Raw genomic sequence first — 11735 nt, forward strand, 5'->3', positions numbered from 1 at the left:
ACCGACACCACCCTGTTTCAAGAGATAGCATGGCCCTCACCACGATCGACCCGAATACCGCCCTTATCGTCGTTGATCTGCAAAAAGGCATCGTCGGCTCCCCTTTCGTTCATCCCATTGACGGGATCGTCGATCGTTCGCGCGCACTGCTCGATGCGTTTCGCGAACGCGGCCTGCCGGTCGTTCTCGTCAATGTTGCCGGCGTCGCGCCGGGCCGTACCGAGCGGCCGCGTCACAGTGGATCATTCCCGGCTGGGTGGACTGACTTCATCCCCGAACTCGATCAGCAGCCCGGCGATATCGTCGTGACGAAGCGCACCTGGGGCGCGTTCGCCAACACCGATCTCGAAAGCCAGCTAAAGACGCTGGGTGTCACCCAGGTCGTCATCACTGGTGTCGCCACCGGGACTGGCGTCGAGTCGACCGCGCGCCAGGCGTACGAGCATGGCTTCAATGTCACCCTGGTCCTGGACGCCATGACGGACGCACGTCCTGAGGCGCATGACTACAGCATCAAGAACGTTTTTCCGAAGCTGGGGGAAATGGGCACGGCCCAAGACGTCATCGACCTGCTGTCGACAAGGAGCGCCTGAAAATGATATGGCTTCATCTCATCTCTTACTTCTTCGGCGGTGCCTTTCTTACAAACGCTGTGCCGCACTTCGTCGCCGGCGTAAAGGGAGAACCGTTTCAGAGTCCATTCGCGAAACCGCCAGGGCAAGGGTTATCCTCATCGACGGTGAATGTGCTCTGGGGGTTTCTCAATCTGGTCATCGGCTACACGCTCATTTTCCGCGTCGGTGATTTCGACCTGAAACGCACGAGCGATGCGATCGCATTCGGGCTTGGCATCCTGGCCATCGGACTGCTTTCCGCACGGCTATTTGGCCGCTTCCACGGCGGCAATAGGCCAGAGCGTTCGTGAGCACGGCAGCAACGGGCGTCTTCCGTTCGCTGAGGAACTTCAACTACCGGATCTGGGCGGCCGGAACGCTGGTCTCGAATATCGGGACATGGATGCAGCGCACCGCCCAGGACTGGCTGGTCCTCACCCAACTCACCCATCACGATGCGTCGGCCGTGGGCACGGTCATGGCGCTCCAGTTCGGGCCACAACTCCTGCTGCTGCCCTGGACTGGCTTCGCGGCCGATCACTACAACCAGCGCAAGCTCCTGATAGCGACCCAGGCGACGATGGGGGTTCTTGCCCTGGTGTTGGGGCTTCTCACCGTCACGGATAGCGTCCAGCTCTGGCACGTCTATGTATTCGCCTTTCTGTCCGGCTGCGCTTCGGCCTTTGATGCCCCCGTTCGCCAAACCTTTGTGACAGAACTGGTTGGCGATGCGGATCTGCCAAACGCGGTCGCGCTCAACTCGACCTCGTTCAACGCGGCGCGCATGATCGGGCCCGCGATAGCCGGTGCGGTCATCGCTTCGGTTGGCACCGGCTGGGCATTTCTGCTCAACGGGGCCAGCTTCGTCGCAGTACTGGCATCCCTGTTTCTGCTCCGTATCTCCGGTCTGCATGCGAACGCACGGGCACACCGAACCAAGGGGAGTCTGACAGAGGGATTGCGCTACGTATGGTCCCGACCAGACCTCAAGGCGATCCTGGTCATGTTGTTCCTGATCGGTACGTTCGGACTGAATTTCCCGATCTTCATCTCAACCATGGCCGTCAGTGTCTTCCACGCAGATGCACGTGGCTACGGCCTCCTGTCGTCGATCATGGCCATCGGTACGGTCTCAGGAGCACTGCTTGCCGCGGGCCGCGATCGGCCACGATTTACCTCGCTGCTGATCGGTGCCGCGATTTTCGGATTCGGTTGCACGCTGGCCGCTATCGCCCCGAACTACTGGCTGTTCGCCGCTGCATTGGTTGTCATCGGGATAGCCGCCTTAACCTTCACCAACGCGACCAACAGCCTGATGCAGCTCACGACCGAGCCCGCCATGCGGGGACGGGTGATGGCACTGCGCGTGGCCATCGCGCTCGGAGGTACGCCGATCGGTGCACCGATCGTGGGTTGGGTGGCAAACCATCTGGGTCCACGATGGGCACTCGGCGTCGGCGCGGCATCGGGCATCGCCGCGGCCATCGTGGCCGTCTACACCATCACACGGCAAATTCATCGGCCGCAGCGGGACGAACTTCACAAGGGGAACAACTCGCGATCATGTTGAACGACACGACCTCACCGGCCTCGCAAGGCGGCGTGTATGCCGACCGGAAGTTTTGGTTGAGGCCGCGCGCATCGTTACGAGAATCGCATGATCGAAAACAGCCTGCCAACGGCTGCGGCGACGATGCAGACGTGGCGATAGTCGGGGGCGGGGAATGAACCATCGCGTGGCGAAAGTCGGAATCGTAGCGATATCGATGCCGGTGCCATCGCTGGGCTACCCCATAAGATACTGGCTATCACGCTCCAGCCGGTCGAGAGACTCGCGAACCTGGGCGGCATACCGCTCCCCGCTTGGCAGAAACCTGACGCGATTGCCGACGCGCTCGAACCGCGTCACACCGAGGAGAGCCTCCAGCCGACCTATCTGGCGGCTGATTGCACCTTCGGTTATTGCCAGCTCGTCCGCTGCGCGCGCGAAGCTGCCAGGGTGCGCCTCAGTCATTCTCCAACGCCTCCTCGACTGGACAGGCGTCGCATGATTTCCGGTCGCACAGACGGCACACTTGGTATGCCTTATCCGCGTCCCGTATCAGGCTTCCCAATAGCTTCTCGGCCAAGCGACCAAAGATTTCCCGCTCTTCACCACTTAGGGACTTCAGCGCACATGCGATGCTTTTCCGCCTCGCTGCCAGTATGGCGTCGAAGCTTGCCTCTCCGGCGTGCGTGAGATGCAAAGCCACAGCGCGCCGGTCCTCAAGGCTTGCCCGGCGCTCAACAAGACCGTCGTTAGCAAGACGGTCCACCAGGCGAACTGTCCCAGGATGTGAGAGGCGCAAAGCGCGGCGAAGCTGCTCGATAGCGAGTCCCGGCTCATGACCTATCAGTGCGATGGCTGCCGCAGCTGGCCCGGGTTCTGGTGCCTGCGCCTGCGTATCGACGTGCAAGGGGTCGGATAGCGCCAACGCCAGCGCACCAACAACGTTCTCGATCTTGTGTGCTTTCATGCCGAAATTTTATGTGCGCCACGCATGCAAATCAAGGTCCGATGATGTATGCTTGACGCATATAAATATCGCGCCGTGCGGAACGACGAGCCCCTCGACCTTGCTCCAGCACCGAAAAGGACCTTCATCGCTCTCATTGAGGTGGTCGCGCTGCTCGGTTCGGCGACACCCATCGAACCCGGACTTCACCGAGAAATATCCAAGGAATGACTATGACTTCGCACATCAAACCAATCGCTACAAGTGAGTACGACGCCGTGATTGAGGCCGCACAAGCCTATATCGACGGCTACCGCGCCGGAGACATCTCCGGCATCGAGCGAGCCTTCCACAAAAATTCAGTGATGTGGGGCTACAGCGGCAATGATCTCCTTCAAGGCCCTGCCACACCGGTATTTGCGAGCTTCTTCAAGTCGCTGGGGGCTTCGCCGAACGTTCGTAGTCGCCTGGATATCCTGGCTATTGCCCCGACGGCGGCAGTTGTCCGAGTCGATATGGAGAACGATGTTATGGGGGCCAGCTTTCACGACTTTCTTTCTCTGCTCAAGATCGACGGTCAGTGGAAGATCATCTCCAAGATATTTCAACGATATTCCTAATGAAGCCGCGCCGCCTCGAAGGCGGCGCCTGCGGGTGACCTCCTCCCACGAACTGGGCAGGTTCAAGCCATAAAATCTGACGGGGGGGTGACCTCCTCCGTAATCCTTTCAGCTCAGACGCCTGAACCCAGATTGCGGCGAAAAGTACCGTCGGCGTTGGCTTGGTCTGGCACCTGATGAAGCCGCCCGAGACCGCCGCGTTCGCTTCCCACCGATCCCGGACGGCTGGCGGAGTGCTGTGACCCGCACTCTTCTCTGGATCAGCCCGAGCCGCTTGTCGGCGCGGACAATGCGGAGATCAATTCGGCGGCGGCTTGCTTGGCGCGGTCAAGCCGTTCGACGTCCGTCGCCCCCTCGAGCCCGAGGAGCACGCGGAAGCTATCGAGTCCCACCAGACGATCGAGGAAGGCGGTGCTCAGCTTTTGGCGCTGCCTTGGATCGAGGGCCGCGGTTTCCTCTCTCTGTCCAAGAAAAGCATCCAGGGCGTCCGCGTGCGCGCCGATCAGGCCGCGATAGGCGATATCCGCGAGGTGCGGAAAGCGCGGGCTCTCGACCATGACCGTTCGAAACAAGCTTGTCGTCGCTGGGCTGGCGGTCCGTTCCTGAAACATCACGCCGATGAAAACCAGGATTTCCGACAGCGGTTTCTGCAGGGACTCATCGATGCGCGCCTGCTCGGCTTGATCGGCTGGATGGCAAGCCTGGGCGATGACGGCCGAAAATAGGTCGTCCTTTCCCTCGGCGTGGCGGTAGAGGGTCATGATCGAGACACCGGCGTCCTTGGCGATCCTCTCCATGCTCGCCCCGCCATAGCCGTCTCGAAGGAAGGCGTCGCGCGCCGCGTCGACGATCGCGGCGCGCTTGCGCGCCATCAGTTTCGCCTTGGGATGATCTGAGGCCCAGTCCTTCACCGGTCATTGACTCCAACGATAACAATCATTATCGTATATCCAAATGATAGGATAACGTCCATTATCGTAACGTCACAGGCTCGGGAGGTCCGATGCCTCACGAAGAGAAAGGTGAAGCGAACATGATCAGAATCTGGGACAGGCTGAAAGGCGTCGCGAAGACCAGGGCCGGCAAGATCGTCCTCTGGGCCTTCGCCGGCCTCGGCACGGCGGCCCTGATCGCGATCGCCGCGTTGGCGCTGACATTCACCCCTGCAAAGCTTGAGCTTCCGGCCGTCGCCGTAGGCGACCTGCCGCCCGCATCACCGCCGGCCACCATGTCGATCAGCGCACTGCCAACCGGAACCTATGACAGTCCGGCCGCCCTGACCTATCGCGGCGGCGCGTGGTTCGAGACACGTCACCTTGCGGCGACGGCCCTCCTCGTCCGGCATCCGAAGGGAAACCTGTTGATCGACACGGGTTTCGGCCGGAACATCGACGCACACATCAAGCTGATCCCGCCGATCCAGCGTACGCCGCAAACCAAGGGTGTTCCAGCCGTGGATCAGTTGGCGGCCGGCGGCGTCCATCCCGGCGATATCGCCGCGATCATCCCCACCCACAGTCATTGGGACCATGTCAGCGGCATCGACGACTTTCGCGGCGTTCCGGTCATGGAGACCGCGGCAGGAAGACGCTGGATCGCGTCCAAAGCGGAAGGGACGGAAGTCATCAACAGCTTTCAGGCCGTCAACTACAAGCTGTATGACTTCGACGGCGGCCCCTATCTCGGCTTTCCGAGAAGCCACGATGTCTTCGGAGACGGCTCGGTGGTCATCGTCCCGGCTCCCGCCCATACGCCGGACTCGGTCGTCGTCTTCGTGAGCCTGCCGACGGGCGTCCGATACGCCCTGATCGGGGACCTCGTATTCCAAATGGAAGGCATCGATATCCCTGCGGAGAAGCCTTGGATGCTTCGCTGGCTGATAGGCGAAAACGACATCGCGGTGCACAAGGATATCGCTCTCGTCAGAGCGATCCGCGAAAAATTTCCTCAAGTACATCTGCTCCCGGCGCATGACTCGCGCAGCTTCGCCGCAATTCCGGTCTTCCCCGCATCGGCTCGATAGAGGAGCGCCGCGTTCCCGCGAATACAAACGCGGCGCGGGTCGCCTGGAAGGTTCAGGCGTCCGCCAAGGCTCGCTCGCGTGTCGCGTCGTACTTTCTGATATCCGCCGAGAGCCGCTGTCCCCATCGCGCCACAAAGGCGATGGTGTCGGCGGCCGCCAGGTGGGCGCTCAGGGCCTCCTGGTCTCGCCAGCGCTCCATCACGAGCAGCCGCCCGCGAGACGCGTCAATCACGGCGGCGTCATAGGACAGGGCGCCGTCTCGCTCGCGCGTGGCTTCGGCAAGTTCGGCGAGGTCGCGGGTGAAGCGCGGCAAGTCCGAGGGCGGAACCTGCACGTAACCGGTGACGATGAGCATGGCGAACGACTCCAGGAGTTCGAACAAGGAAGCGGAGCCCGCCGCGACGAGCAAGCACGTCGCGGTCAGGAGACGGTCAGGACGATCTTGCCCTGGATGCCGCCTTCGGCGGCGCGTTGGTGTGCGCGGGAGGCCTCGGACAACGGAAAGACGCTGTCGACGACGACCCGGACAGCCTGCCGGTCAAATAGCGCCGCAGCCTGCGCCAACTGCGCGCCGTTCGAGCGAACCTGGGTCGACGAGACCCTGATCCCGCGCTGCGCTGCGGCGTCATGGCCCTCGAAGCCCAGAGGGTTGACCAGGAACAGGGCGCCGCCGGGCTTGATCATGCTCAGGAAGCGCTCCATCCGCGGACCGCCCACCGCATCGAGCACCAGGTCGACATCCCGGACGACCGTCTCGACAGCGGTTTTTCCGTAATCGATGAACTGATCGACTCCGAACTCGCCGAGCATCGCCGCGTTCTTGGCTGAGGCCACGGCGATCACCCGCGCGCCCCGCGCCTTGGCCAACTGAGCCGCCAGATGGCCGACGCCTCCGCCCGCGCCGTTGATCAACACCGTCTGGCCTTCAAGCTCGACCGGCTCATGCGGGAAGTTCTGGAAGGGGTTGGGCGCGTCGTGGCCAAGCTCGACCAGGAACTGCCACGCCGTCAGCAGGGACATCGGCGCGGCGGCCGCGTGGATATGATCCAGCCTGGCAGGCTTGTGGGCCAGATGCGACGCCGGCGCGCTGACATACTCGGCATAGGCGCCGCCGCCGGTCATCACACCGTCGGGGAAACGCACCATGCCGTGAACCTCGTCGCCGACCTTGAAACTGTCGACGTCGGCCGCGGTCGCTTCGACCACGCCAGAAATGTCGGTGCCCAGGATCAGCGGGAAGTCGGCGTTCGGGCGCCATTCGGGCGGCAGGGCGCGATAGCCGTCGCGTAGATACCAGTCCGGCGGATTGAGGCCTACGGCCCGGACACGGACCAAGACCTCGCCCGGCCGGACGTCGGGCTTGGGCGCGTCTTCGTAAGTCAGCACGTCAGGTCCGCCAAAGGCGTGCAGTCGAACCGCTTTCATCGTTTCGCTCATGATCTTTCTCCTTGCGGAGAAATGTAGCGGCGAACAATAAAGTTGATAATGAGGCCCGAGATCAGTTTTATAGTTCCGTCATGGAACGAATAAGCCTAGACCGCCTCACCGGTTTGATCGCGTTCGCACGCGTCGGCGCGCTGGGCAGCTACGCGGCGGCTGCGCGGTCGCTGTCGGTTTCCCCCTCGGCGGTCAGCAAGAGCATCCAGCGACTCGAGCAGCGCCTGGGGGTCTCCCTGTTCACGCGGACGACGCGCTCGCTGGCGTTCACGCCCGAAGGCCGCGACCTCTACGAGCGAGCCTTGAATCTGATCCGCCAGGCCGAGGAAATCGAGCAGATGGCGCTGACGGCGCGCTCGGCGCCTCGCGGCGCGCTGCGGGTGGCCGCCTCCCTGCCAATCGGTCTGCACGTTATCGCACCTGCCCTGCCCGCGTTCCGGCGGCGCTTCCCTAGCGTGACGATCGATCTTCGGCTCGGGGACCAGATGGCCGATCTGATCGACGAAGGGATCGACGTCGCCGTCCGTATCGGTGACCTCCCGGACAGCCGCCTGCTGTCGCGCAAGCTGGCGCCGTATCGGCTTTGCTGCCTTGCGTCACCGGCCTACCTCGCCGAGCGCGGTGCGCCCGCGCATCCGCACGACCTCGAGGGCCACGACACGGTCAACCTGCGCTACCAGAGCACGGGACAGATGTTCCGCTGGCCCTTCAGGATCGGCGGCCAGGAAATCGAGATCCTGCCACGGTCCGACATCGTCGTGGACGCCAGCGAGGCGGTGATGGCCGCGCTCGTCGCCGGCGGCGGGATCGGCATCGGCGCGTCGTTCGCCGCCGCACCCTATATCGCGCGCGGAGAGCTGTCGCCGGTGCTCGTAGACTTCGCGGTCGAACGGCGGAATGTCACCGCGCTATGGCCCGAGAGCCGACGCAGCAATCCTGCGGTCCGCGCCTTCCTGGACATGCTCGAACCGGCCTTCGAGCACAGGGTGACCGTGCCGGACTTGGCCATACCGGGTCGCGGTAATGGCCAGGCGCGATGACGGCCATGCGGCGTCGAGCTCCCAGAAGCGCGCCTTGGCCCAACGCAACGGCTCTGGCAGGACATCTTCATGTCGATCAGGCGGGCTGCGACAGATGTTCGGAGATCGTTCAGGGTCTCCCGGAACAGCAAAATCGCGACCCTACGACACAGTATCCGACGCTATTCGAACCTGCGACCGGTCACTCCCACTCGATCGTCGCAGGCGGCTTGCTGCTCACGTCATATACCACCCGGTTGATCCCGCGCACTTCATTGATAATCCGCGAGCTGACCTTCGCCAGCAAGGGATACGGCAGCGGTGCCCAGTCCGCGGTCATGAAATCCGAGGTCTGCACGGCGCGCAGGGCGACGACATAATCGTACGTGCGGCCATCGCCCATCACGCCTACCGACTTCACCGGCAGGAACACCGCGAAAGCCTGTGACGTCAGGTCGTACCAAGACTTCCCGCTGACGGGGTCCAGCGTGCTGCGCAGTTCGTCGATGAAAATCGCGTCGGCGCGGCGCAGCAGGTCGGCGAATTCGGACTTCACTTCGCCCAGGATGCGCACGCCCAGGCCCGGACCCGGGAAGGGATGGCGATACACCATCGAGGGCGGCAGGCCCAGGGCCACGCCCAGCTCGCGCACTTCGTCCTTGAACAGTTCGCGCAGCGGCTCCAGCAGCTTCAGGTTAAGGGTTTCCGGCAGGCCACCGACGTTGTGGTGCGACTTGATGGCCACCGCCTTGCCCGTCTTCGCGCCGGCCGACTCGATGACGTCCGGGTAGATGGTGCCTTGCGCCAGCCACTTGGCCGCCTTCAGCTTCGCGGCTTCGGCCTGGAAGACTTCGACGAACTCGCGGCCGATGATCTTGCGCTTGGCTTCGGGGTCGGACACGCCGGCCAGCTTGCCCATGAACTGGGCACTGGCGTCGATGTGCAGGATCTTCACGCCCATGTTTTCGGCGAAGGTCTGCATGACCTGCTTGCCCTCGTCCAGGCGCAGCAGGCCGTGATCCACGAACACGCAGGTCAGCTGGTCGCCGATCGCCTTGTGGATCAAGGCCGCCGCCACGGACGAATCCACGCCGCCGGACAGGCCAAGGATGACCTCGTCGCTGCCGACCTGGTCGCGGATGCGCTGCACGGCCTCGGACACGTAGTCCGGCATGTTCCAATCGCCAGCGCAGCCGCAGATGTCGCGGACGAAGCGTTCCAGCAACGCCTTGCCCTGGATGGTGTGGGTGACTTCGGGATGGAACTGGACGCCGTAGAAATGGCGGTCTTCGTCCGCCATGCCGGCGATGGGGCAGGACGGCGTGGAGGCCATCAGCTTGAAGCCCGGCGGCAGCTGGGTGACCTTGTCGCCATGGCTCATCCAGACCTTGAGCATGCCGTGGCCTTCCGGCGTGGTGAAGTCTTCGATACCCGTCAGCAGGCGCGTATGGCCATGCGCGCGCACTTCCGCGTAGCCGAACTCGCGGTGATCGGACCATTCGACCTTGCCGCCCAGCTGCTGCGCCATGCTTTGCATGCCATAGCAGATGCCCAGCACGGGCACGCCGACCTCGAACACCGCCTGCGGCACGCGCAGCGAGCCCTCTTCGTAGGCCGAGGCATGGCTGCCGGACAGGATGATGCCCTTCAGCCCCTGGGCTTTCTGTTCCCGCACGAAATCATCGCCGACGTCGCCGGGATGGATCTCGCAATAGACGCCGGTTTCACGCACGCGGCGGGCGATAAGCTGGGTGACCTGTGAACCGTAATCGAGGATCAGAATGCGCTGGTGCATGGTTGGCTCTGGTATCGGGCGCGGCGCCCTTTGAATAGAAAAGCGCACCGGCGGGAAGCTGACTTCCCCCGGTGCGCGGATACGGCATGGCGAGGCGCCGGGCTATTACTCGGCGCGGTAGTTAGGCGCTTCCTTGGTGATCTGCACGTCGTGGACATGCGACTCGCGGAAGCCCGCCGACGTAATCTGCACGAATTGGGTCTTGGTGCGCATGTCGTCGATAGTGGCGCAGCCGCAATAGCCCATGGAGGCGCGCACCCCGCCGGCCAGCTGGTAAATGATGGCCAGGACGCTGCCCTTGTAGGGGACGCGGCCTTCGATGCCTTCGGGAACCAGTTTGTCGGCGTTGTTGGCGGGATCCTGGAAGTAGCGGTCGGCCGACCCGTCGGCCATCGCGCCCAGGCTGCCCATGCCACGGTACGACTTGTACGAACGGCCCTGGAACAGCACGACTTCGCCAGGGGCTTCTTCGGTGCCGGCGAACATGCCGCCCATCATGCAGGCGAAGGCGCCGGCCGCCAGGGCCTTGGCGACGTCGCCCGAATAGCGGATGCCGCCGTCGGCGATCAGCGGCACGCCCGTGCCTTCCAGTGCCTTGGCGACGTCGGAAATCGCGGTGATCTGCGGCACGCCGACGCCGGCGACGACGCGGGTGGTGCAGATGGACCCGGGGCCGATGCCCACCTTGACGCCGTCGGCGCCGTGTTCCATCAGGGCGCGAGCCGCTTCGGCGGTGGCGATGTTGCCGCCGATGACGTCGACCTTGGGGTAATTCTTCTTGACCCAGCGCACGCCTTCGAGCACACCGGCCGAATGGCCGTGCGCGGTATCGACGACGATGACATCGACGCCCGCGGCGACGAGTTTTTCGACCCGTTCTTCCGTGCCGGCGCCCACGCCGACGGCGGCGCCGACGCGCAGCTGGCCATGGGCATCCTTGTTGGCCTGCGGGTGCGCGGTGTTCTTGACGATGTCCTTGACGGTGGCCAGGCCGCGCAGTTCGAAGGCGTCGTTGACGATCAGCACGCGCTCCAGGCGGTGCTTGTGCATCAGGTGCTGGGCTTCGTCCAGGGTGGCGCCTTCACGCATCGTGACCAGGCGTTCCTGCGGGGTCATGATGGTACGGATGGACTCGTCCAGGCGGGCTTCGAATCGCAGGTCGCGGTTGGTGACGATGCCGACGACCTTGCGGCCTTCCACGACCGGCAGGCCGGAGATGCCGTGCTGGCGCTGCAGCGCGATGGCATCGCGGACCTTCATTTGCGGCGTGACGGTGATCGGATCGATCACGATGCCGAATTCATGCCGCTTTACGCGGGCGACTTCCCGTGCCTGCTCATCCGCAGACAAATTCTTGTGAATGATGCCTATCCCGCCTTCCTGCGCCATGGCAATGGCCAGGTTCGATTCGGTCACGGTGTCCATGGCGGCGGACACGAGCGGAATATTCAGGGTGATGTTGCGGGTCAGGCGGGTGGCCAGCGAGGTGTCGCGTGGCAGCACCTGGGAGAACGCGGGCACCAACAGAACGTCGTCGAAGGTGAGCGCGGTTTGGATGAGACGCATGGGAAGCTCCGGGCGCAAAGCAAGATTATACGCGTTCCGTCCGGATTTTCTAGGTGTAAGCCCTAGGGTACGGGGGTATGCCGTTATACGCGCCGACGGGCGGCCGCACGTGGCGAACCGCCCCCGACCACGGGCACCGGCATGGTCCGGACACCCGCGGCCGCAG

The 11735-nt window shown here is 63.6% G+C and carries 12 protein-coding genes and 1 pseudogene; 6 read left to right on the top strand and 7 right to left on the bottom strand.

Annotated elements, in window-relative coordinates; all coding sequences use genetic code 11:
• Positions 1–29: 29 nt before the first annotated feature.
• From CAL28_RS17745 to CAL28_RS17755, 3 genes are read left to right on the top strand one after another with little or no spacing between them, the layout of a single operon-like run.
• Positions 30–593, top strand: coding sequence for a cysteine hydrolase family protein (locus CAL28_RS17745; RefSeq protein ID WP_094842600.1), 564 nt, complete (start codon positions 30–32; stop codon positions 591–593).
• A gap of 2 nt (positions 594–595) precedes the next feature.
• Positions 596–925, top strand: a complete 330-nt coding sequence (locus CAL28_RS17750) for a hypothetical protein (protein WP_094842601.1) — start codon at positions 596–598, stop codon at positions 923–925.
• Positions 922–2184: an MFS transporter gene (locus CAL28_RS17755; RefSeq protein ID WP_094842602.1), complete on the top strand. Its 1263-nt coding sequence runs from the start codon at positions 922–924 to the stop codon at positions 2182–2184. The genes CAL28_RS17750 and CAL28_RS17755 overlap by 4 nt, the downstream gene beginning before the upstream one ends.
• A 147-nt stretch (positions 2185–2331) precedes the next feature.
• On the opposite strand, the pseudogene CAL28_RS17760 reads toward CAL28_RS17755, so the two are convergent.
• A pseudogene (locus CAL28_RS17760) lies at positions 2332–2628 on the bottom strand (LysR family transcriptional regulator); the annotation flags it as partial.
• Complete coding sequence (locus CAL28_RS17765) at positions 2621–3130, bottom strand: MarR family winged helix-turn-helix transcriptional regulator (RefSeq protein ID WP_094842603.1); 510 nt, start codon at positions 3128–3130, stop codon at positions 2621–2623. The pseudogene CAL28_RS17760 and the gene CAL28_RS17765, both read right to left, overlap by 8 nt.
• Before the next feature lie 212 nt (positions 3131–3342).
• Between CAL28_RS17765 and CAL28_RS17770 the strand changes: the two genes are divergently transcribed.
• A complete protein-coding gene (locus CAL28_RS17770) occupies positions 3343–3729 on the top strand; it encodes a nuclear transport factor 2 family protein (protein WP_094842604.1) in 387 nt (128 codons plus the stop codon).
• Positions 3730–3989: 260 nt separating this feature from the next.
• Here the strand turns inward: CAL28_RS17770 and CAL28_RS17775 are convergent, their stop codons facing one another.
• Entirely contained in the window at positions 3990–4601 is a 612-nt protein-coding gene (locus CAL28_RS17775; RefSeq protein ID WP_254926159.1) for a TetR/AcrR family transcriptional regulator, read from the bottom strand.
• A gap of 161 nt (positions 4602–4762) precedes the next feature.
• Between CAL28_RS17775 and CAL28_RS17780 the strand changes: the two genes are divergently transcribed.
• Complete coding sequence (locus CAL28_RS17780; protein ID WP_176464032.1) at positions 4763–5752, top strand: MBL fold metallo-hydrolase; 990 nt, start codon at positions 4763–4765, stop codon at positions 5750–5752.
• A gap of 52 nt (positions 5753–5804) precedes the next feature.
• On the opposite strand, the gene CAL28_RS17785 is transcribed toward CAL28_RS17780, so the two are convergent.
• Complete coding sequence (locus tag CAL28_RS17785; protein ID WP_094844700.1) at positions 5805–6107, bottom strand: putative quinol monooxygenase; 303 nt, start codon at positions 6105–6107, stop codon at positions 5805–5807.
• Positions 6108–6172: 65 nt separating this feature from the next.
• The gene (locus CAL28_RS17790) at positions 6173–7189 is read right to left on the bottom strand and encodes an NADP-dependent oxidoreductase (protein ID WP_094842607.1); all 1017 of its coding nucleotides are present in this window, start codon (positions 7187–7189) and stop codon (positions 6173–6175) included.
• Positions 7190–7269: 80 nt separating this feature from the next.
• Here CAL28_RS17790 and CAL28_RS17795 point away from each other — a divergent pair, with 80 nt between their 5' ends.
• The gene (locus CAL28_RS17795; protein WP_176464033.1) at positions 7270–8229 is read left to right on the top strand and encodes a LysR family transcriptional regulator; all 960 of its coding nucleotides are present in this window, start codon (positions 7270–7272) and stop codon (positions 8227–8229) included.
• Positions 8230–8410: 181 nt separating this feature from the next.
• On the opposite strand, the gene guaA is transcribed toward CAL28_RS17795, so the two are convergent.
• Together guaA and guaB are read right to left on the bottom strand one after the other, a co-directional pair.
• Positions 8411–10003: a glutamine-hydrolyzing GMP synthase gene (gene guaA / locus CAL28_RS17800; RefSeq protein ID WP_094842608.1), complete on the bottom strand. Its 1593-nt coding sequence runs from the start codon at positions 10001–10003 to the stop codon at positions 8411–8413.
• Between the two features lie 105 nt (positions 10004–10108).
• Positions 10109–11569: an IMP dehydrogenase gene (gene guaB / locus CAL28_RS17805; protein WP_094842609.1), complete on the bottom strand. Its 1461-nt coding sequence runs from the start codon at positions 11567–11569 to the stop codon at positions 10109–10111.
• Positions 11570–11735 lie beyond the last annotated feature (166 nt).

The sequence above is a fragment of the Bordetella genomosp. 11 genome, from assembly GCF_002261215.1.
Taxonomy (GTDB): Bacteria; Pseudomonadota; Gammaproteobacteria; order Burkholderiales; family Burkholderiaceae_B; genus Bordetella_C.